17 protein-coding genes and 1 tRNA gene are annotated in these 21,178 nt (G+C 50.3%); 9 read left to right on the top strand and 9 right to left on the bottom strand.

What is annotated here, in order from left to right; genetic code table 11:
* Window positions 1-3 precede the first annotated feature (3 nt).
* Together ACEVG1_RS00215 and ACEVG1_RS00210 are read right to left on the bottom strand one after the other, a co-directional pair.
* Window positions 4-606 carry a DNA-binding response regulator gene (locus ACEVG1_RS00215; protein WP_374741499.1) on the bottom strand — a complete coding sequence of 201 codons (603 nt, stop codon included), beginning with the start codon at window positions 604-606 and terminating at the stop codon, window positions 4-6.
* Window positions 603-3,635, bottom strand: coding sequence for a two-component regulator propeller domain-containing protein (locus tag ACEVG1_RS00210; RefSeq protein ID WP_374741498.1), 3,033 nt, complete (start codon window positions 3,633-3,635; stop codon window positions 603-605). Before ACEVG1_RS00210 ends, ACEVG1_RS00215 begins: the two co-directional genes overlap by 4 nt.
* Before the next feature lie 189 nt (window positions 3,636-3,824).
* On the opposite strand from ACEVG1_RS00210, the gene ACEVG1_RS00205 reads away from it, so the two are divergent.
* From ACEVG1_RS00205 to ACEVG1_RS00175, 7 genes are all read left to right on the top strand, one after another.
* Window positions 3,825-3,901: transfer RNA gene (locus tag ACEVG1_RS00205), tRNA-Ala, on the top strand.
* A 57-nt stretch (window positions 3,902-3,958) separates the two neighbouring features.
* Window positions 3,959-4,744, top strand: coding sequence for a beta-carotene 15,15'-monooxygenase (locus ACEVG1_RS00200; protein WP_374741496.1), 786 nt, complete (start codon window positions 3,959-3,961; stop codon window positions 4,742-4,744).
* 61 nt (window positions 4,745-4,805) lie between these two features.
* The gene (locus tag ACEVG1_RS00195; protein WP_374741495.1) at window positions 4,806-5,990 is read left to right on the top strand and encodes a 1-deoxy-D-xylulose-5-phosphate reductoisomerase; all 1,185 of its coding nucleotides are present in this window, start codon (window positions 4,806-4,808) and stop codon (window positions 5,988-5,990) included.
* A gap of 5 nt (window positions 5,991-5,995) precedes the next feature.
* Window positions 5,996-7,324 carry an RIP metalloprotease RseP gene (gene rseP / locus ACEVG1_RS00190; protein ID WP_374741494.1) on the top strand — a complete coding sequence of 443 codons (1,329 nt, stop codon included), beginning with the start codon at window positions 5,996-5,998 and terminating at the stop codon, window positions 7,322-7,324.
* Between the two features lie 84 nt (window positions 7,325-7,408).
* On the top strand, window positions 7,409-7,873 hold the full coding sequence (locus ACEVG1_RS00185; RefSeq protein ID WP_374741493.1) for a Dabb family protein: 465 nt from the start codon (window positions 7,409-7,411) through the stop codon (window positions 7,871-7,873).
* A gap of 51 nt (window positions 7,874-7,924) precedes the next feature.
* On the top strand, window positions 7,925-8,119 hold the full coding sequence (locus ACEVG1_RS00180) for a YwbE family protein (RefSeq protein ID WP_374741492.1): 195 nt from the start codon (window positions 7,925-7,927) through the stop codon (window positions 8,117-8,119).
* 262 nt (window positions 8,120-8,381) lie between these two features.
* A complete protein-coding gene (locus ACEVG1_RS00175; RefSeq protein ID WP_374741490.1) occupies window positions 8,382-10,802 on the top strand; it encodes a thiamine pyrophosphate-dependent enzyme in 2,421 nt (806 codons plus the stop codon).
* Window positions 10,803-10,822: 20 nt separating this feature from the next.
* Here the strand turns inward: ACEVG1_RS00175 and ACEVG1_RS00170 are convergent, their stop codons facing one another.
* The 6 genes from ACEVG1_RS00170 to ACEVG1_RS00145 form a co-directional block, all read right to left on the bottom strand.
* Complete coding sequence (locus ACEVG1_RS00170) at window positions 10,823-11,683, bottom strand: ROK family protein (protein ID WP_374741489.1); 861 nt, start codon at window positions 11,681-11,683, stop codon at window positions 10,823-10,825.
* Entirely contained in the window at window positions 11,670-12,770 is a 1,101-nt protein-coding gene (gene aroC / locus ACEVG1_RS00165) for a chorismate synthase (protein ID WP_374741488.1), read from the bottom strand. Before aroC ends, ACEVG1_RS00170 begins: the two co-directional genes overlap by 14 nt.
* Window positions 12,771-12,833: 63 nt before the next feature.
* A complete protein-coding gene (gene aroA, locus ACEVG1_RS00160) occupies window positions 12,834-14,090 on the bottom strand; it encodes a 3-phosphoshikimate 1-carboxyvinyltransferase (protein WP_374741487.1) in 1,257 nt (418 codons plus the stop codon).
* Window positions 14,090-15,196, bottom strand: coding sequence for a chorismate mutase (locus ACEVG1_RS00155; protein WP_374741486.1), 1,107 nt, complete (start codon window positions 15,194-15,196; stop codon window positions 14,090-14,092). The genes aroA and ACEVG1_RS00155 overlap by 1 nt, the downstream gene beginning before the upstream one ends.
* A 67-nt stretch (window positions 15,197-15,263) precedes the next feature.
* Window positions 15,264-16,088 (bottom strand): prephenate dehydratase, encoded by an 825-nt coding sequence (locus tag ACEVG1_RS00150; protein ID WP_374741485.1) that lies wholly within the window; start codon window positions 16,086-16,088, stop codon window positions 15,264-15,266.
* A gap of 362 nt (window positions 16,089-16,450) precedes the next feature.
* Window positions 16,451-17,233, bottom strand: a complete 783-nt coding sequence (locus tag ACEVG1_RS00145; protein WP_374741484.1) for a patatin-like phospholipase family protein — start codon at window positions 17,231-17,233, stop codon at window positions 16,451-16,453.
* 112 nt (window positions 17,234-17,345) lie between these two features.
* Here ACEVG1_RS00145 and ACEVG1_RS00140 point away from each other — a divergent pair, with 112 nt between their 5' ends.
* On the top strand, window positions 17,346-18,308 hold the full coding sequence (locus ACEVG1_RS00140) for an ABC transporter substrate-binding protein (protein WP_374741483.1): 963 nt from the start codon (window positions 17,346-17,348) through the stop codon (window positions 18,306-18,308).
* A gap of 12 nt (window positions 18,309-18,320) precedes the next feature.
* Here the strand turns inward: ACEVG1_RS00140 and ACEVG1_RS00135 are convergent, their stop codons facing one another.
* On the bottom strand, window positions 18,321-19,358 hold the full coding sequence (locus tag ACEVG1_RS00135; RefSeq protein WP_374741482.1) for an LLM class flavin-dependent oxidoreductase: 1,038 nt from the start codon (window positions 19,356-19,358) through the stop codon (window positions 18,321-18,323).
* Between the two features lie 158 nt (window positions 19,359-19,516).
* Between ACEVG1_RS00135 and ACEVG1_RS00130 the strand changes: the two genes are divergently transcribed.
* Window positions 19,517-21,160, top strand: a complete 1,644-nt coding sequence (locus tag ACEVG1_RS00130; RefSeq protein ID WP_374741481.1) for an arylsulfatase — start codon at window positions 19,517-19,519, stop codon at window positions 21,158-21,160.
* The last annotated feature ends 18 nt before the right edge of the window (window positions 21,161-21,178 follow it).

Genomic DNA, 21,178 nt, shown 5'->3' with positions numbered 1-21,178 from the left:
GGGTCAAATCCAACTCTTTTCCACGGCCATCGAAATCAGCTCGATCAAGCTGCGGGCCTGGGTCTTGCGAAGGATGTTTTTCCGGTGTGTGGCCACGGTCAGCGGACTGATGAACAGTGCGCCGGAAATTTCATCGGTTGTTTTGCTTTGGGCCAGTAGTTTCAGTATTTCCAGTTCCCGGCTTGTCAGTTCGATATGATCGGACAGGTTGGCGGGATGCTGGTCGGAATGGAGAAATTTCTTCCGCGCATGTACGAGCGAGAGGTTCAGTGTGACCAACAACTGGTCTTTGTTGAATGGCTTGATTAAGTAAGCATATGGACAGGTCAATTCCGCTCTTTTTAAGATGCCGAGGTCCGTATAGGCCGTTAAAAAGACAACGGGTACGGCGCCTTGTATAATGTTTTCAACAAACCTGATGCCGTCTGTTTCGTGATTGAGGTTGATATCGCAGAGAATAATATCGAAAGGATGCTCCCCGAATAATGTTTCGGCCGTTTCCGGATCGGTAGCAATCTCCGCATCGTAGCCATTATGCTCAAGGTGGAGCTGGATACTGTTGGCAATGATGATCTCGTCCTCTAGGATCAGTACTTTCTTTTTCATACGACATTCGTTTTGGGAAGGTGACATATAAACACCGCCCCCGACTGGTTTCGCAGCTCAATGGTGCCTTTGAGTTCACGGGCGAGGTTCTTGATAAGGTTGACCCCTTTTTTTGTTCCCGGATTCAGGTCGGTGATATTGAACCCCTTGCCATTGTCGCGGTAAATGAACTTCAGGCAATCGCTTTCTTCTTGGAGGGAAATCTGGATCCGTTTAGTACCCTGATGCCCTTCGAAGGCGTGTTTGATGGAGTTGGTGACCAATTCATTCAGGATGAGACCTAGGTGTGTCAATTTATTAACCGGGAAATAGATGGGTTCGACATCTACTTCGAGGCCTATGGAGAGCCCCGAAAATACGACGAGGTCTTTTGCCAAATCGCAGATGAAGCGGTCGGTACGGATGTTGTTTCCGGCATCTTTTTGATTGAGGATATCATGGATTTTGGATACCGTAAACACCCTAGATTGTAGAATCCGGAGTTTGTCTTGGATGTCGGCATCTTCAATTTCAAAACTTTGGATGTCAATCAGGCTGGTTATTAGCTGCAGGTTGTTTTTTACCCGGTGGTTAAGTTCCTGCATGAGGAAGCCGATGTTTTCCTTTTGCTGCTGTGTCGTTTCTAGGGAAGCATTGAGGGCGCTGTTGGTTTGGCGAAGCTCCTCGGTCCGCTCACTGACCATGGTGGATAGCCGGAAGTTTATCTTTTTCTGCTGGTAGTTTTTGTAAACGAAGGTACCCGTAATAGCCAGTGCGAGCAAGGCACTGGCGGCGAGCCGGAACCCGGTCGAGGCATACCACGGCGATTGGATGATAATGGTGATGGTATCGGTATCGCCCCAGATGAGCTCATTGTTGCTCCCCATCACGGTAAAGGTGTATGTGCCGGGGTCGAGGTTCGTATACGTAGTGGAACGGTTTTGCGTAATGGGCCGCCATGTTTTGTCAAACCCTTTGAGCATGAATTGATAACGGTTTTTCTTTGCCCACAGGTAGTTGAGACTGGCAAAATCGAATGTGATCACATTCTCGTTGTACGAGAAAACCAGTGTATCGGTGTACGGAATGTTTTTTTGCAGTGACATACCAAACAATTGGACGTCTTCGATCAAGGTTTTGCCTACTTGCTGATTTACGTACACACTATCCGGATGGAAAATATTGAAGCCGTTCATGCCCCCGAAATAGAAGTACCCCAACGAGTCGGCGTATCCGGCTTTCCCATTGAATTCATTGTTCTGCAGCCCGTCATCCTCCGTGTAATTTTTGAATGTGCGGTGCGCATGGTCTAACACCGCGATGCCAAAATTGGTGGATACCCAGATGTTGCCCCGCCGGTCGGACGCCACGCTATAAATGAAGTCGTTGGGCAGTCCTGCCTGTTGGGTGTATGCTGTGATGTGCCCTGTCTGGGTGTCAATACAGTTCAGCCCCTTGGCCGTACCGACCCAGATGTTGTGCGCCGGATCTTCGGTGATGGCAAATACCCTTTCATTGGACAGTGAGTCATAGTAATCGGATTGGTTGCCACGGATGCGGTAGAGACCTTCGTCACTCCCGATCCAGACAGCTCCCGACGAATCGATGAAACTTGTTCGCGAGCGTACGAGTTGTTGGCCATGTATGTCGCGGGGGGTGATTCCATAGTCATGTACGTTGAGGGCATAAATACCACTGGACCAGGTATGGACCCAAATGGTGTCGGGCGAAACGGGCGTTAGTTGGATGATGTCTTTGTCGGCAAAAGGTAGCGGTATCGTATCAAAACGGTCCTCTTTTCGGTTGTATTTCAGGAGGCCCTGTCCGAACCCCCCCGCCCAGATCGTTTGGTTTGCGTCTTTCGCCAACGCATATTCAAGTAGGTCGGTCCGGTACAGTTTATAGTCGCCTTTTTCCAGATCATGGCGGACAAATCCGATGTCTGTCGCCATCCACAAATCGTTTCCGTCCCGGAGGAAATGGAAGATACTTATAAAGTCCTTTTTGGGCGAATTGGCTACGGTAATTCGTGAAGGAACGAATTTTCGCTGATGCGGGTGGTAATAGAAAACCCCACGTCCGGCTGTACCCAACCACATGCCGCCCAATGGGTCCCTCTTAATATTTACGATGGTAGCCTGTAACTCTCCGCCATCATCATCGAAGAAGTCGACCTTCTGCCATTCATTGCCGTTGCGGACAAAATGGGTTTCATTAAAACCACCGACGATAAGGGTATGGTCATCCCATCGGTTCAGGCTTTTTACCCCTTTATCGTCGATTTTGCGGTAATGGCCTTTTCGGGGATTGTACTCATATAGACCGTCGTCTGCACCGATGAGTATCCGATCGGGCGCTAGTTTGAAGAATGCATTGACCAAGGTGTTTTTTAGGGAGGTGAGTGCTGGCAAAAGCTGTATGGAACGATGGCGGATGTCTAATTGATACACACCGCCGGCATTGGTGCCGACCAGGTATTGCCCGTCATCGAAATCGATCATCGATATGACCTCATTGTTGGCCGCACCGGGAATCGGCAATACCGCTATCTTTAGCGTGTTCCGGTCAATTATCAGGCAGTTACCGATGGTTCCCGCAATCAATAGGTTCCCCGGAGCGGGGTATAATACGGAACTGAATTTGACGAATGAATGTTGGTCGGTGTCCATTTGTTCCCTGAAATCGATGAATCGGTCTTGAGCCATCAGGTAAGCCACGACGGAATGCGTATTGGTGGCCAGCCAAAGCGTATCGTTGGCGTAATACATGGACCGTATATGGTCATCGGGCAACCCTCCGGGTTTATCATTCACCTTGTAGACCTGCATCTGGTAGCCATTGAAGCGGTTGAGACCGTTTTCAGTGCCAACCCACAGGTAGCCATTACGGTCAAAATCCATTGCGAGCGCGCCTAGCTGTGACAACCCTTCTTCTTGTGCAATATGCATCACTGTGAGCGAGTCGGGACTAGCGGTACTTTCGGTTGCTAATAGGTGCCCCCTAACGAATAGCAGGAGAACCGGGAAAACGCAGATTTTAAGTACGTGCATTTATTACAAAGGATGACAGTGGGTTAATGATAGGCAAATATATCAAATGCGGCCTGCGCCTGAAATACCCTGTACTGGGTATTTCACTGTTCCCATGGTTTTTTGTGAAGGCCAATAGCTAAGGCGTTAAATTTTGTTTTGCCGCTTGCAAGTGAAATCTATTTTATCTATGTTTGCAATCCATAAAACGGGGGTTTAGCTCAGCTGGCTAGAGCGCTTGCATGGCATGCAAGAGGTCACCGGTTCGAATCCGGTATCCTCCACCAAATTGTCCCGACGTTGTCGGGATTTTTTTTAGGTGTAATAGCCGTGTTCGGATGTCGATGATTCAATTTTTGAAAGCCAGTACGTTTGCCGTGAATGAGGTGATCTCACGGTCTTGGGACTTGCTGAGGAATCACTATTTTTCCATCGCGGGGCTCTGTTTCCTCTTATTCCTGACATCCAATACGTCCGGCATATTGGCGTTCTATTTCAGTGAGGTGAATACGTTCCTGAGTGTTTTCATGGCCTTGCTCTTCGTTATTCTGTATTTCGGTACGCAGCTTACATTGTTTAAATATATCCTCGCGTTGGCCGACAAAAAAGAGAAGATCGGCTTGATTGACACGATACCCAGCGCACGGGAATTGCGTTATTTTTTTGCCGGGATGTTAAGTATTGCCCTGTTTGCACTATTGTTTTATCTCGTCATTTCGACGTTGGCTTTTCCGTTGGTGTACACAGGGATCGACGTTTCGCTGATGGTGAATATCGCGCGAATGGTGTCGGCCATCGTCGTCTTTGCATTCTTGCTTCGCGTAGCATTTTACCCGTTTTTTATTATTGAGCAACAAGCGCGACCATTCCGCGCCCTTCGCCTCAGTTTTGCGCTTACGAGAGGAAATGTTACCAGATTGTTGCTGATATTGGCATTTTTTGCCATTTTGCACCTCTTGTATGTGTATTTCAACTACGCGGGCTATCCGATGGTATCCACTGCGTTGAGTTTGGTTAACTCCTTTTTGGTTGGGCCGCTGTCGAGCGTGGTTATTGCGATGGCTTATCGTAGTATGATGGCTGACTATCACGGTGGGGACGATCCGGAAGTGATGAAGCATATTATTTAGTAGTGGTCCGTCAGCGAAGGATGATGGGGGCCGGTGATGGTGGGAAAAAGAATATAGAACGTTGGAAAAAAAGAAAATAGCCATTTTAGGTGCTACGGGTAGCGTTGGTACGCAGGTACTCGAAGTGGTCCGTGCCCAAGCCGATCGGTTTGGCGTATCGGTGCTTACGGCGGCTACGAATGCCCGTCTGTTGATTGAGCAGGCATTGGAATTTTGCCCCAAAACTGTGGTTATTGCCGACGAAAGCAAATACAATGAGGTAAAAACTGCGCTATCGCATACTTCCACTGGGGTGCGGGCCGGCGCTGCGGCGCTGGAAGAGGCCGTGCAGCACGACGGCATTGATATGGTTGTCAGTGCTTTGGTTGGGTCAGCGGGGTTGCGGCCCACGGTAGCGGCTATTAAGGCGGGCAAGGATGTCGCATTGGCCAATAAAGAAACGCTGGTGGTTGCCGGCCAATTGGTGATGGATCTTGTGCGGAAGCACGGCGTGCGGTTATTGCCTGTAGATTCGGAACATTCGGCGATTTTTCAGTGCATGGTAGGCGAGCAACAGAATCCGATTGAGAAGATTTACCTAACAGCTTCCGGCGGGCCTTTCCGGGGGAAAAACTCGTCGTACTTGGCCACTGTGGGTTTTGAGGAAGCGTTGCGGCATCCCAATTGGGTGATGGGTGCCAAGATTACCATTGACTCGGCTACCTTGATGAACAAGGGGTTGGAAGTGATTGAGGCAAAATGGCTGTTTGGCCTCCAAACGCGACAAATTGACGTGGTTGTGCATCCGCAGTCTATTGTTCATTCATTGGTGCAGTTTGAAGACGGCAGTATCAAAGCACAATTGGGGCTCCCCGATATGAAGTTGCCCATCCAATATGCGCTTACTTTCCCTGCACGCATACAAAACCAACTTAAGCGGTTCAATTTCGCGGATTTCCCGGCTCTGACTTTCGAGCGGCCCGACACGGAGACGTTTCGTAATTTAGCATTGGCTTATCGGGCACTGGAGATAGGGGGCAACATGCCCTGTGTCCTTAATGCTTCCAATGAAGTGGTGGTGGCTGCATTTTTGAGAGGCGAAGTAGGGTTTCTCCAAATGAGTGACGTCATTGAAGAGGTGATGCAGCGGGTAACGTATATCGCGGTGCCCACGATGGGTAACTGCATGGAGACCGATCGGCATAGCCGTGAAATTGCCGCGGAGGTCGTAGCAAGACAAAAAAAAGCATATTATTTAGCAAGATAGAATAAATGGGTGTATTGGTGATGATCGGCCAGGTGTTATTAGGCCTTTCCATATTGATTGTGTTGCACGAATTTGGCCATTTCATTGCCGCGCGTGCGTTTGGGATTAAGGTGGAGAAATTCTACCTGTTTTTTGATGCCTGGGGTGTTAAGCTTTTCAAGTTTACCTATAAGGGTTGCGAGTATGGTATTGGCTGGCTGCCATTGGGCGGTTATGTCAAAATTGCCGGGATGATTGACGAATCGATGGACACCGAGCAGCTTCAGGGCGAACCCCAACCGTGGGAATTTCGTTCAAAACCGGCATGGCAGCGTCTCATCGTGATGATGGGGGGGATCATCGTGAACATTATCTTGGGTATATTTATTTTCTGGATGCTCACGTTCAAATATGGCGAAACGTATGTGGATAATACCCAGCTGGTGAACGGCATAACGCCCGGGGTGATAGGCAAACAGATTGGCTTGCAAGCAGGCGATCGCATTACCGAAGTGGACGGTCAACCGGTTCTGCGGTTCAATGATCTAATCGGTTCGAAAGTACTCATGGGTAACACGATGCTGACGGTGGTACGTGCTGGGGAAACCATGTCCATACCGGTACCGGGGGATATTCTGAACTCCGTTGCCGATTACGACCGAAATGAGTTTGTCGGTCTGCGGAGACGTACGATGGCTGTCGATTCGATCGTGACAGGAAGTGTCGCTCAGCAGGCAGGGATTCAGCGAGGCGACAGTATTTTGAGTATTAATGGGACGGCAACACCCTTTTGGGATCAAGTGAAGGAGATTATAGGAGGCAGCTCCGGGAAGGAAGTGGAATTGGTTTTGTTACGTGGTGGAGACACCGCTACGGTGCAGGCTACGGTGCCGGAGGAAGGGGCGCTTGGATTCCTCATAGGGGAAGATACCGATTTCCCCTACGTAACTACCCACTATGGCTTTTTCGAGTCGCTGCCAATCGGGGCCTCGAAGGCTTGGGGAACACTGATTGACAATGCGAAGGGGTTAGGTAAAATAGCGACGGGGGAATTGCGTGCAGACAAGGCCATATCGGGGCCCGTTCGCATCGCTACCATGTTTGGCTCTGAAGTGGATTGGGTGAGGTTCTGGACTTTGGTAGGGCTGCTTTCCATGGCTTTGGCGCTGATGAATTTCCTGCCGATTCCGGCGTTGGATGGGGGGCATGTTGTGTTTTTACTCGTTGAAATGATCCAGGGAAAGCCGTTGAGCGACAAATTCCTCGAGAAGGCGCAGATTGCGGGCTTTTTTATCTTGCTGGCCCTCATGGTCTTTGTTTTCGGTAATGACATCCTAAAGATTGTCAACAAGTGATTTTACGAAGGGCATTGAGCCAATAAGTAATAAGCGTACAACAAAAAAGCAAATAGCAAAAAAGCAAACAACAAATCAACAATTATGGAAAGACGTCATTTTATCAAGCGAGCGGGGGCAGCAGTTGCCCTGGCGGGTGTAGGCAGTGGTATGCTGGCCGCATGTGCATCACCGACATCAAATCAAGAGAATAATCAAGCAAACACAAACGACGAAACGAACGAGAAAATGGAAAACAAAGAAGTAATTGCACATTACGTGCTTTTTTGGCTCAATGATGGGCTGTCTGAACAAGAAATCAACGATTTTGCCAACTTTTTTGAGGAATTGAAAGCCATTCCGACTATCAAATCGCTCCATTACGGACGGGCTGCGAGTACACATGACCGTGATGTCGTAGACAATAGCTTCACTTACAACTTGTTGGTGTACTTTGATACCATGGAAGACATCAATACGTATGAGACCCATCCGATTCACCTTGCCGCTATCGACAAGTATTCTAAATTTTGGAACAAGGTGGCGGTACATGACTCGTGGTTGAAGTAATGAGCTGCCGATGGCAGGTCCCGATTGGCAATACGGTAATTTTGTGAAGATATGGAAGGGAAATATCGTAAAGACATTTACCCGGGCTTGGAAGTTGCTATCGTACTTAAGAAGGACCAACGTAGTGGTCGGCTTACGGAGGGGGTGGTGAAGGATATACTTACGTCTGCCCCCTTTCATTCGCGGGGCATTAAGGTTCGATTGGAAGACGGACAGATCGGCCGGGTAGCATCCCTGTTGGGTTAGCGCCGTTTGCGGACGACCCGGCAGCCCTACTCCCTGTTAATTAATTTTAGCACTTTCCATGCAATCTTTTCCTTTGGGAAGCGTTATACTACTGTGTTGAATAATACAGGCGGGTTTCGCTGCGCCAACTGCGTGCAAGCCAATGCTACCCGTAGCAAGCGGCCAATTTTGCCAAAACCGACAAAAGCAACTGAATTTAAAAGCGGACATCGCTTTTGAACAAATATTTTTTCTCTATTTTTGGAGCAAACGCAATTTAATTATGTCTGATACCCATATTAAACAAAGCGAACATCCATCCCGCACCAAACTTAGTTACGATGATTTTAAATCGATTGTCATCGACGACTATCGCCTTGCCGTGGAGAGTAGGTCCGTTAGTTTATTGGGACGGAAGGAGGTGTTGACAGGGAAGGCTAAATTCGGGGTTTTCGGTGATGGCAAGGAGTTGGCACAGCTAGCGATGGCAAAAGTATTCCAGCTTGGAGATTGGCGCTCCGGTTATTACCGCGATCAGACCTTCATGTTTGCTACTGGAATCGTTTCGGTCTATCAATTCTTTTCGCAGCTGTATGCGCATCCCGATGTTGAAGCTGATCCCTCATCTGCCGGGCGGCAGATGAATAGCCATTTCGCTACGCGCATGCTTACACCCGAAGGTCTTTGGGTAGACCAGACGTTGATGAAGAATGCGGCTGCGGACATATCGACGACAGGTGGGCAGATGCCCCGTTTACTAGGGTTCGGCTTGGCCTCAAAGATGTATCGGAATAACCCCGATCTGGGAGGAATGACGACCTTTTCCAATAACGGCAATGAGGTGGCATTCGGTACAGTAGGCAATGCATCTACATCCGAAGGCGTGTTTTTCGAGGCGGTGAATACAGCAGGTGTGAGGCAAATTCCGGTGGTGATTTCTATATGGGACGATGGCTATGGTATTTCGGTGTCCAATGAGGTGCAAACGACCAAGGCGGATATATCGGAGGTGCTCAAAGGATTCCAACGTGACGAAAAAGGAGCGGGTCTTGAGATTTTCAAGGTGAAGGGCTGGGATTACCCCGGTCTTTGCGAGACATATGAGCAGGCGGCTAAAATTAGTCGCGAGCAGCACATCCCTGTACTGATACATGTTACGGAGATGACCCAACCGCAAGGCCATTCCTCGTCCGGCTCGCATGAGCGGTATAAGTCTGCCGAGCGATTGGCTTGGGAAGAGGAATACGATTGCATCGCTAAAATGCGGGCTTGGATGATTGAATCGGGTATTGCCGAAGAGGATGAATTGACGGTGATAGAGCGTACCCTGAAAGATAGGGTACGTGCCGAGCAGCGGCGCGCTTGGGCTGATTACAACAAGACCCTGAAGAAGGAAGTGGAGGAAGCAATCGGATTACTGACAGCGATTTCCCATGAAACGACCCGGATGTTGCTCAATGAACTGAAGTCATTGACTGAGCCATCGCTCAAGGAAGTGTACGGTACGGTGAGGCGGGCCATCCGGTTATTGCGCGATACGCAAAGCGAGGAGAAGTCAGCCTTACTGGCATGGTATATCGGGAAGCAGAAAATCAACCATGGCCGCTATAATTCCCATTTATTCTCGGAAACCCCCGAAGCTCCGCAACATGTACCTGTTGTCGCTACAGCATATGGGCCGGACAGTAAACCCGTAGACGGGCGCGAAGTGCTCAATGCTTGTTTCGATGCCAATTTTGCCCGGGATGTGCGGATCGTTGCATTTGGGGAGGACGTCGGTAAAATAGGCGACGTAAACCAGGGGTTTGCGGGGTTGCAGGCTAAGTATGGAGAACATCGTATTTTCGATACCGGCATACGCGAGGCAGCCATCATCGGCCAGGGCATGGGACTGGCCATGCGGGGGTTGAGGCCCATTGCTGAGATCCAATACCTCGATTATTTGGTGTATGGCCTCACTGTTTTGACGGATGACGTAGCCAGTCTGAGCTACCGGACAAAGGGCGGCCAGAAAGCACCGCTGATTATCCGCACGCGTGGCCATCGATTGGAAGGGATTTGGCACTCGGGCTCACCGATGAGCATGATATTGGGTTCCCTCCGGGGTATCCATGTATGCGTGCCGCGGAACATGACCCAGGCTGCCGGTATGTACAATACGTTGCTGCGGTCTGACGAACCCGCGTTGGTCATCGAGTGCCTTAATGGCTATCGGATCAAAGAACGTATGCCGGCCAATGTCGGTGAATTCACCGTGCCGTTAGGTAAAGCCGAAATAGTTAGGTCGGGTGAGGATGTGACGGTGGTGTCCTACGGATCGACGCTGCGTGTGGTGCAGGAAGCCTCGGCTGAGTTGGTGAAACTGGGGATATCCATTGAAATAGTAGACCCACAGACCCTGCAGCCATTTGACGAAGAACACCTTTGCGCCCAGTCGCTCAGCAAAACCAACAAGTTATTGGTAGTGGACGAAGATGTGCCCGGAGGTGCCTCCGCATTTATCCTACAGCAGGTTTTGGAGGTTCAAAATGGATATTACCACCTCGATGGCCAACCGCGCACATTAACGGCGAAGGCCCATCGCCCACCCTATGGGTCGGATGGTGATTATTTCTCCAAACCTTCGGCAGATGACGTCATCGAAGCGGTGTATGCCATCATGCACGAATCGAACCCACAGAAGTATCCGGCGTTATTTGACTAAGTTGTTCCTATTCCGTCCATTTATGCGAACTGTGCAGCGGCCCCAATCAATGCGGCGTGTTCGCCCAATTGACTTATACGGATGTTGAAACGGTCGAAGGCAATGGGGTTGAATGCCCGGAAAATATCCCAGGCTTTTGCTATGTTGCCACCGATAATCAATCTATCGGTCGTTTCCTTTTCGCCGAAAAAGCGGATGAAATGAAGGAGGTGGTTGCTATATTCCGCTAAGATATCGTCTATAATCGCGTGCTTATTGCGCAATTCCAGTAACTCCCTTAGACCGGTTACGCCGATGTGGTGTTGCGCGGCTTTGCGGACAAACCACCGGGTCACTAAGTATTCTTCGGCATTACTGTCGAGGTAGGGTGTCTTCCACAGATCGGCGTCCGTGGCATTGCTACCCCGTTCCCACACGGCGGTACCTAGCCCTGTTCCCAGGGTGATACCCAACACCTTCGGGAAGCCGTTGTGCTTACCCGCAAACACTTCGCCCTGTAAGAATGCAGCGGCATCATTGATAAAACGGATGTTTGCACCATCCACACCGATACGTTCCGCCAATTCCATCCGGATGTCCATTCCGTACAGATTGTCGTATTTGTCTTGGTCCCGCATATACGAAATACCGTTTTCGTAGTCAAAAGGCCCCGGCATCGCAATCCCGATGGAGGGCATTACGATTGTAGGCCGGTTCCGGATAACTTCCTGGAAAGGAGTAGACCAAGCCGATAAAATCGATTTAGCATCTGCGTGTGAATTAACGGAGTGCCTAACGGTAGATTCCGTAATCACTTGCCAATCATTGGTGTCAACCAAAGCGGCTGTAACATGCGTGCCCCCGATGTCCGCAGCGATTACAAAGGGCTTATTTGGCGTCATAAATCCGGTTTTTGAGTAAATGGTCGGCCATAACCAACGCAGCCATTGCTTCCACGATGATAACCGCCCGCGGCACCACGCAGGGATCGTGGCGACCTTTGCCGGTGATTTCGCTGGTTTCACCGGTTTGGTCAACGGTGGGCTGCGCTTGCATGATGGTGGCGACGGGTTTGAACGCCACACGGAAGGTAATGTCCATGCCGTTGGAGATTCCCCCCTGGATACCACCCGAGAAGTTGGTCAATGTTTTAAGGTTCTTTGCGTCCTGTTCGGGGTTGACGAAGATGTCGTTGTGCTCGGAGCCTTTCATTTCCGATCCTGCGAACCCCGATCCGTATTCGAAACCGTGAACCGCATTGATGCTAAGCATGGCTTTTGCCAAATCGGCGTGCAGTTTATCGAAAACGGGCTCGCCCAGACCGACGGGTACGTGTTGGATGACCACGCTTATGCGGCCCCCTACGGTATCGCCTGCTTTGCGTACACCGTCTATAAAATCGACCATCTCATTGGCTGTTGCAGGGTCGGCACAGCGTACGATGTTGCTTTCGCGGATAGCCACGAGTTCGTCGATTGGAAGCGGTTCCAGGTTTGGCGCTTCAATTTTGCCAACACCCGAGACATGGGCGAAGATGCGGATACCTGCTTGAGCAAGGAGGCTTTTCGCTACCGCGCCTGCTGCCACCCGTGCAGCAGTCTCGCGCGCAGATGAGCGCCCACCACCGCGGTAGTCGCGGATGCCGTACTTTATTTGGTAGGTATAGTCAGCATGTGAAGGCCGGTATTTGTCCTTGATGTGTGAATAGTCCTTAGATCGCTGGTCTTCATTGGGGATAAGCATGGCCAGCGGTGTACCCGTGGTTTTGCCCTCGAATACGCCGGAAAGTAGTTGGGCTGCATCGCTCTCTTTGCGCTGTGTGGTGATTTTCGACTGCCCCGGACGGCGCTTATCCAACTCGGATTGGATGAACGACTCGTCGACCGCGATGTTTGCCGGGCAACCATCAATGATGACGCCAATAGCCTCGCCGTGTGACTCGCCGAAAGTGGTAATACGAAATACATCTCCAAATGAGTTCCCTGCCATTCTTTAGATACTAGCTGTTAGCTTTTAGATACCAGACACCAGACTTTCTGATTTTTGGTCGGGCTAAGATATAACAAATCCCTGTTGTTTCAAATGTTTCCAGAAATCGGGATATGATTTTTCCACCACGTCCGGTTCATTGATCTGCATATGATCGAATAGTAGTGCCAGTGGGGCAAAGGCCATGGCCATACGGTGATCTTCATACGTATCAATAGTCAGGCTTCCTGGCCGAAACAGTCCGTCGGTGCGGAGATGGCACATTGCCCCGTCTTCCACCAGCTGCACACCGATTTTACCGAGTTCGTGTTGCAATGCCGCCACCCGGTCGGTTTCCTTGATTTTCAGTGTATGCAAGCCGGTAAACGAAAGGTTACGCCGTTGTGCTGCTGCGCAAACAATCACCGTTTGGGCCAAGTCGGGGCAAGCCGTGAAATCAAGTTCTTTTACTTCTGTGGCGGCACCTGAAGAGGCCTTTTGTATACGGAGTCCACCGTTTTCAAACGTGGAAACCACCCCGAAATGGGCCATGATGGATGCGATTGCCGCATCCCCTTGGAGACTATGCCGCTTCAGGTTGGGTAGAAACAGGTCAGCTTTTTCGGCCAACGCTACCATCGCATACCAATAAGACGCCGCGCTCCAATCCGGCTCGATGGTCAACCGACAAGGTTTAGCCGTCTGCTTAGCGATGGATATGGTGTCGCCCATCCATTGGTGCGAGATACCGGCTTCTGCAAGCATGTCCAGCGTCATGGTGAGGTACGGGCGGGAGGTAAGCGGACCTTCAATCTGCAGCTCCAGTCCGTTGGGTAGTACATTGGCAATAAGCAGTAATGCCGACAAATATTGGCTGCTCACATCACCTTTTATCCGTACAGCGGAGGCACGTTGAACGAATCCGCCCTGTATGGAGAGTGGTGGGTAGCCGGATTGCCCTGCGTATTGGATGTCGGCCCCCAGTATTTTCAGGGCGTCTGCCAACATGCCGATGGGTCGCTGTTTCATGCGTTCGCTCCCGGTGAGGTGATAACGGCCCCCGGCGATGGCCAGATAGGCGGTTAGAAACCGCATTGCTGTGCCTGCGGGCCCGATATCAATCCGTATTTCGGAATCCGTGTTGGCGGTTGCTACGTCGGTAAGTGCCTGCCGAAGCGTCACGGTATCGGCAGCCTCAGAGAGATTTTCGATCGTTACTTTGCCGCCGCCGAGCGCTTCGATGATCAGCGCCCGGTTACTTTCACTTTTTGAGCCCGTAAGCTGTACCGTACCCCCGAGCGATTTGGTTGGGTGGGAGAGCCCGATTGCCCGATCTGCCATTATGCCTCCGCTGCAGGTGTGATGTTCATAATTTCATTTTGCTTACGGATGGATTCATTGTGGATCAGCTCCAGTAGCTTAACGGTAAAGTCTTTATCGAGCTTGAGTGCCTGCGCTACGTTACTGCGCTTATGGATGATTTCGTCCCATCGGCTCACTTGCAGGATGGTCACGTTGTTGTCACGCTTGTATTCGCCTATTTTCTCAACGATTTTCATCCGGTCACTCAGTATTTTGATGATTTGGTCGTCCAGTTTATCGATTTCTTTTCGAAACCCAGCCAATTTGTCTTCGAATACCGGGTCGTTCGATTCCGCATGCCGGGCCACCAGGTTGGTGATGAGTTCGGCAAGTGCTTGTGGGGTCACCTGTTGTTTTGCGTCGGTCCATGCCACGGACGGATCGATATGCGATTCGATGATGAGCCCCTGCATATCCATATCGAGTGCCTTTTGTGCAATGTACGGGATCAATTCACGGTTACCGCAGATGTGGCTGGGATCGTTGATGACTGGAAGATCGGGCACCATGGTCTTCAGCTGGATCGCGAGGTCCCACATAGGTTCGTTGCGGAAAGCGGTCTTTTCGTACGAAGAGAAGCCACGGTGTATAGCGCCCAGCTTTTTGATGCCCGCCCGGTTTACACGTTCCAAGGCGCCGAGCCATAGGGAGAGGTCTGGATTGACCGGATTTTTGATTAATACCGGCACGTCGACACCTTGCAGGGCATCGGCTATTTCCTGTACGGTGAATGGATTGGCCGTGGAGCGGGCACCTATCCACAGGATATCCACCCCGGCAGCAAGCGCTTCTTCGACGTGTTTGGCCGTAGCCACCTCTGTGGTAATCGGAAGACCGGTTTCTTCCTTCGCTTTGCGGAGCCACTGAAGGCCAACGCTTCCGATACCTTCGAATTCACCGGGGCGCGTACGTGGTTTCCAGATGCCTGCACGGAGTACATTGACTTTACCGGTATTGGCCAGCAGGTGTGCGGTAGCGAGCACTTGCTCTTCCGTTTCGGCGCTGCATGGGCCGGCGATGACCAATGGCAGGTCGCCGGTATCAATCCACGATTTTAAGGGTACAATGTCTAATGTCTGTTTCATTGTTTTTCTGTTTTTTTATTCGTTGCTTTTTTGTTTTTTGCGTTTATGCTCACGGCTTACTGCCCCCTCAAACTTTATCGTTCTTCACGTATTCACCCATGATGTTGAAGTTGTTCGTATGTTTCAATACGTGGCGTATAGCCGCTTCGTAGTCTGCCTGGTTTTGCCATTCCACGTCCACGTAAAAGTCGTATTCGTTGCGCTTGCCGAGTACGGGCATCGACTGTATCCGGCTGAGGTTGATGTTTTGCTCGGCGAAACACTGTAGTACATTGGAAAGCGACCCAACACCATTACCGGTCTGGAACGATAGGGATGCTTTATTGACATGGGGCCTTTCGGCCGCTTCTTTGGCAAGGATAAGAAACCGGGTATAGTTTTTCTTATTGGTTTCGATGCGCCGTTCCAGGATATCCAAACCGTATAGCTTTGCTGATAGTTGGTTGGCAATGGCAGCGGTATCCTTCAGTTGCAACTCGCTCACTTTCTTGGCACTGCCAGCGGTATCTTCCCCCTCGATGATGTTAAACTGTGGATTTTCTTCGAGGTAATCGCTGCATTGCTGCAGTGCAATGGGGTGTGATTCTACATACTTGATATCTTGTATGGTAGTATTCGGTGTAACCAGCAAGTGCAGTTTGATGTGCAGGTATACCTCGCCTACAATAGGGAAACGGTAGTCGCGCAGTAAGCTGTGGTTTGGCAGTAGACCACCTGCAATGGAGTTTTCGATAGCCATAGCTACGTAGTCTACCTCGCCCCGTTTGAGCAATTCACATGTCTTTTTAAACGACTCACACTCTACCGTTTCGATGTTATCACCGAAATACTTGTAAGCAGCTTCTTCGTGGAAACAGCCTCTAACACCTTGTATGGCTACCTTTACGCTCATGTTCTGTTTATCGTGGACAAAAAAAGTCCCGGCTTTTTTGCCGGGACTTTTCTACATTTATAGCTTGTTTCGTTATGAATGCATATCAATCCCGGCTTTCACTGCTAAAGTAAAAGAAACCAAAAAACCAGTATGCATTGTTCTGTGTTAACATGTTCTCTGTTTGACGTGCCAAATGTACGTTATTTTTCGTTATCGTCAAGAAAAAAATAAAAATTGTTGCGTTGGTTTGCTTTTTTTGCAATGGGCATACGGCCGTATTGCCATATTTTCATTTTCGATTCATTTGTGTGCCACCCTCTTGACACGTGATAGCCACGTTTGCGCCGCGTAGCAGCCGCCTTTGAAGTGATAGGGGTAACTTAACCCTTGTCTAGAAACCGGGATGAGTGCGCATATACGTGTTCATAGATATTCATTAACTCTTTCTTGTCAAACATGCTGAATTTCAGCATATCGGGTGGTTCCAGGAAAAGGTCACACTGTTGCGCACTTCGGGCTACGGATTGCCCGATAGCCAGGTGGGTTACCCGGTCGAGTATCTTGGCGGGAGTGAACTTATCAGGCGTAAGCTGATCCGGTGCATTCACGTGCACGCCGATCATGAATTTACATTGGCCAAGTAGCGGTTCCACGGGGAGGTTATCGAGTATGCCGCCATCATAATAGACCGCCTTTTCATGCTTTATGGCAGAAAACATCAATGGTACGCTAGACGAAGCCAGCAGTGCCTCATCCAATGTGCCCGAATGGAAATACGCGGTTTCGCCAGACAAGAAATTGGTCGCCGATACATAGAGCGGTATTTTCAGCGATTCAAAAGTGTTTCGGGGAATATGTTTCTGTATCAATCGCGATAGGAAGCGGTTGTCCACGAAACCCGAAGTGCGCAAGCGGAAACTCGTTGTAGGAAAAAGGTTATTTTCCTTAATAATTTGCAACATTTCTTCCACTGTATATCCGGCGGCGTAAAAAGCACCGATGATAGCCCCCATACTAGTACCCGAAATGATCGAAGGTCGGTAACCGTGCTCTTCGAGAGCTTTGATGGCCCCCAGATGGCCTATGCCGCGCAAGCCGCCCCCAGAGAGCACAAGACCAACCTTATATGGCCGCCCCCATAACTTCTTGAAGTTGAAAATCATTTGGCAACAATACGAATTTTCGCCGATTGAAGGGGCTATTTTGTGCTCGCAAGTGTAAATGCTGCGCATTTTCGTTAAGTTTGCTCATATGTTTAGAAAACACTGCACATGGATGGCGGTATTCCTAGTTGGGCTTGCCGCGGCTTGCCAGCCGGCCAAGCAAAGGGAGGGCGTTCCAGTGGTAGGCTTCGTCGAAGCGTTCGAAGATGCAACCATTGCACAGGCGCGCGAAGGGTTTATGGATGCGTTGGCCGATAGTGGATATAGCGAAGCTGACGGTACAGTGGCCATCGTGTATCGTAATGCACAGGGCGATGCGGCCACGCTCAATCAAATCATCAGTTATTTCAATAGCAAGGAAATAAATCTCATAGGTACCAGCACCACGTTGGCTACCATCGCGGCGGTGCAAAGGAGTAAGGATACACCCATATTCCAGACCGTCACCGCCATGCCGAGTATATTGGGATTATTGGCCGCAAATGGGAAAGCTCCAGATAATCTGTTCGGTACGGGCGAAAACCTAGATTATATCGATACCTCGTTTACGCTCATTGCGGAAATGGTGAAGCCCAAAGGGGCGCAGTTGACAGTGGGTATGATTTACAACCAATCCGAGCCGCAATCGCTCGAAGCATATGAGCAGATTGCCGCATTAGCGGATAGCATAGGTGCACAATTGGTTGCATTGCCGCTCAATTCGTCGGCCGAGGCGCAATTGGTTGTGCGGTCGCTATTAAGCAACGATATCGATGCTTTTTTTGCCAATCCGGATAATACGGTGTTCGCAGCGTTTGAGACCATTCTGAAAAACTGCAACGATAGGGGGGTGCCTGTATTTACCAGTGAATCGGGTTTGGTGGCGCGGGGTGCTGTGGCCGCCTTCGGTGCGGATATTTACCATTGGGGTTATCAAAGCGGCGTACAGGCTGCCGGTTACCTTAGGAGTGGATCGACCGATGGCTTGCAGGTGGAAATGCTCCATGTCAGAAAGCGCGTATATAACGCCGAAGCGGCTGACCGCTTCGGCTTTGAATTTCCAGATACGTTTGAAGAAATCAACTCAGGTAACTAGTTCACTGCACGACTAGCTATTGCGGAGTGCCTCCCTTACTTTGGGTGCAATCTTAGCACCGTATATTTCGATTGATTTCATCAAATCCTTATGTGCCGGCGCCCCTATATCCATGTGTGCGGCAAATCGCGTCAATCCGAATGACTCCTGCATGTACAGGATTTTTTCGACCATGGCGTCAGCCTCCCCGATGAATAGCGCGCCGTGTTTGGATTTCCCGAAATCAAATTGACTGCGTTGGTAGGGAGGCCAACCGCGGGATCTGCCCACCCGGTCCATCTGTGCGGCATACAAGGGGAAATACGTACGGCTCAGTTCCTGCTCGTTCTCGCCAAACAACGCATGGGAATGAATACCTACACGGAATTTGGAAAGGTCATGGCCATGCTCGATATAGGTTTTCTTGTACAGCTCGAAGAGTGGCTTGAATTGGGCAGGCGATCCGCCGATGATGGCAATCATCAAAGGCAGGCCCAGTTTGCCTGCACGGACGACCGATTGTGGCGTACCGCCCACGGCTATCCATATGGAAAGGTCGTTGTTTACTGCCCTGGGCAGGACCTCCTGGTTGTCCAGTGGGGCCCTGAATTTGCCATTCCACGTCACCCGTTCAGCGCTATTGATAGCCAGTAGTAGGTCTAGCTTTTCGGCGAATAGCGCTTCATAGTCCTGCAGATTATACCCAAATAAGGGAAAAGATTCGATGAAACTGCCTCTACCGGCCATCAGTTCAGCACGGCCACCAGACAATAGATCGACCATGGCGAAGTTCTGGTAGAGCTTTACAGGGTCGGCAGAGCTGATTACCGACACGGCGCTTCCGAGCTTGATACGTTTTGTTACCGTGGCTGCCGCTGCTAAAATGATCTCGGGGCTCGGTACGGCGTAGTCGGGTCGATGGTGCTCACCGATGCCAAAATAATCCAAGCCTACTTCGTCCATCAGTTTGATCTCTTCGATGATTTCCTGAAGCCGCTGCTGCGTTGACAGAAACTTGCCCGTTTCCGGATCTACCGGCAAATCGCCAAACATACTGATACCTAATTCCATAATTGTTCTCCGTTTATGTGCAAAAGTAAGAAAGCGTCTGCCAACGATTATTGAAGTAGGTTAAGAAAATCGGGGAACATTTTTTGTATATAATGGGAATTTGCCTTTCTTTGGCTGGGAAGCTGACCAAATTGGCTAACTGATACACCTTGACGATAATGAGACATTTTAAAGAACGGGTAATTTATTTATTGGCGATATGCACCGTGGTATCGTGCCAGCCCAAAGCCCAATCCGGTAAGCCAAATATCATTTTGATTATGTCGGACGATATGGGATATTCCGACCTCGGTTGTTTTGGTGGCGAAATCGAAACACCCGTGCTGGACGGGTTGGCGGCCGAAGGGATAAGGTTTACCCAATTTTACAATGGTGCTCGATGCTGCCCGACCAGGGCTTCACTGATCAGCGGGTTATATCCGCACCAGGCGGGTATCGGGCACATGACTAATCCGTCGGAAGATTTCGGGCAGCATGATTATCGGGTAGCCGGATACCGCGGCGAACTCAGCCAGCAAACGCATACGTTGGCGGAAGTGCTTAAGACGGCGGGGTACCGTACTTTGATGACCGGTAAATGGCACCTGGGAATGGAGCAGCGCGAACAATGGCCGTTGCAGCGCGGATTCGACCGCTTTTACGGTATACTGGACGGGGCCAGCAATTATTTCCAACCTGCACGTCCCAGGGGCATCACATTAGACAATGAACCGGTGGAGGTGACGGATTCGAATTATTATACGACCGATGCCTTTACGGATTACGCCATCCGCTTTATTCGCGAGGGACAGGAATTGAACGCGGAATCGCCGTTTTTTCTCTACCTGGCCTTTACCGCGCCCCATTGGCCGTTGCAAGCACCAAGGTCAGTGGTTGATAAGTATCGCGATCGGTACGACCAGGGCTGGGCGGCATTGCGGAGCGAACGGTATCAAAAAATGATAGATATGGGACTGATCGACGCGTCCTGGCCGTTACCCCCCGCCGACGGGCTAGACTGGGATACTTTGGCTGTGGAAAAGCGGGCAGAGATGGCGCTCAGGCGTGCTATCTACGCTGCGCAGGTTGATCAAATGGATCAAAATATCGGCCGGCTGGTAGATTACCTGAAAACCGACGGACTGTTTGAAAACACGTTGATTATTTTTATCAACGACAATGGGGCCTGCGCGGAAGGGGGCATGCTGGGCGGAGGCAAGCCTGAGCAACTGGAGACCAAGGAAGGATATTTCCTGACTTATGGCCAAAGTTGGGCAAATGCATCCAATACACCGTATCGGGAATATAAACACTGGGTGCATGAGGGGGGCATTTCTTCACCGCTCATCGCTCATTGGCCGGCGGGCATTCCTTCTTCCCAGCGCGGCAGACTGATTCATGAATATAGTTTCCTGCCAGATATAATGGCAACTTTTGTGGATATATCGGACGCATCTTATACGACGGAGAAAGACGGGAAGCCCGTGCCCGCCATGGCAGGCAATAGTTTCCTGCCGTTGTTGAAAGGAAGTGGGGGCGCCATCCATGATCAGCCGATATGCTGGGAGCATGAAGGGAACAGAGCGGTACGCCTGGGTAACTATAAGGCGGTGATGAAATGGGAGGAAAATCAACCCTTGAAATGGGAGCTATATGATCTTTCAAAAGACCGAACCGAATTGAATGACCTGGGTGGCGAAGAGACCGGTCGCCTGGCTTCATTGGTTGCTGCTTGGGAAGAATGGGCTGCTACCCACCAGGTTCGTCCATGGACGGAGATGTTAGACAGCCTGAGGGCAAACCGCCATCGCGCGAATAAATAGGTGAAACAGGGCGGAAAG

This window comes from Parapedobacter sp. 2B3 (genome assembly GCF_041925275.1).
In the GTDB taxonomy this organism is placed as follows: Bacteria; Bacteroidota; Bacteroidia; order Sphingobacteriales; family Sphingobacteriaceae; genus Parapedobacter; species Parapedobacter pyrenivorans_A.
The sequence above is the reverse complement of the archived record's forward strand: the minus strand, read 5'-3'. Positions and strand labels throughout refer to the sequence as shown.

Coding starts and splice junctions, on each gene's coding strand:
- ACEVG1_RS00215 (WP_374741499.1), bottom strand. CDS start 606: ATGAAAAAGAAAGTACTGATCCTAGAGGACGAGATCATCATTGCCAAC.
- ACEVG1_RS00210 (WP_374741498.1), bottom strand. CDS start 3,635: ATGCACGTACTTAAAATCTGCGTTTTCCCGGTTCTCCTGCTATTCGTT.
- ACEVG1_RS00200 (WP_374741496.1), top strand. CDS start 3,959: ATGATTCAATTTTTGAAAGCCAGTACGTTTGCCGTGAATGAGGTGATC.
- rseP (WP_374741494.1), top strand. CDS start 5,996: ATGGGTGTATTGGTGATGATCGGCCAGGTGTTATTAGGCCTTTCCATA.
- ACEVG1_RS00185 (WP_374741493.1), top strand. CDS start 7,409: ATGGAAAGACGTCATTTTATCAAGCGAGCGGGGGCAGCAGTTGCCCTG.
- ACEVG1_RS00180 (WP_374741492.1), top strand. CDS start 7,925: ATGGAAGGGAAATATCGTAAAGACATTTACCCGGGCTTGGAAGTTGCT.
- ACEVG1_RS00175 (WP_374741490.1), top strand. CDS start 8,382: ATGTCTGATACCCATATTAAACAAAGCGAACATCCATCCCGCACCAAA.
- ACEVG1_RS00170 (WP_374741489.1), bottom strand. CDS start 11,683: ATGACGCCAAATAAGCCCTTTGTAATCGCTGCGGACATCGGGGGCACG.
- aroC (WP_374741488.1), bottom strand. CDS start 12,770: ATGGCAGGGAACTCATTTGGAGATGTATTTCGTATTACCACTTTCGGC.
- aroA (WP_374741487.1), bottom strand. CDS start 14,090: ATGGCAGATCGGGCAATCGGGCTCTCCCACCCAACCAAATCGCTCGGG.
- ACEVG1_RS00155 (WP_374741486.1), bottom strand. CDS start 15,196: ATGAAACAGACATTAGACATTGTACCCTTAAAATCGTGGATTGATACC.
- ACEVG1_RS00150 (WP_374741485.1), bottom strand. CDS start 16,088: ATGAGCGTAAAGGTAGCCATACAAGGTGTTAGAGGCTGTTTCCACGAA.
- ACEVG1_RS00145 (WP_374741484.1), bottom strand. CDS start 17,233: ATGATTTTCAACTTCAAGAAGTTATGGGGGCGGCCATATAAGGTTGGT.
- ACEVG1_RS00140 (WP_374741483.1), top strand. CDS start 17,346: ATGGCGGTATTCCTAGTTGGGCTTGCCGCGGCTTGCCAGCCGGCCAAG.
- ACEVG1_RS00135 (WP_374741482.1), bottom strand. CDS start 19,358: ATGGAATTAGGTATCAGTATGTTTGGCGATTTGCCGGTAGATCCGGAA.
- ACEVG1_RS00130 (WP_374741481.1), top strand. CDS start 19,517: ATGAGACATTTTAAAGAACGGGTAATTTATTTATTGGCGATATGCACC.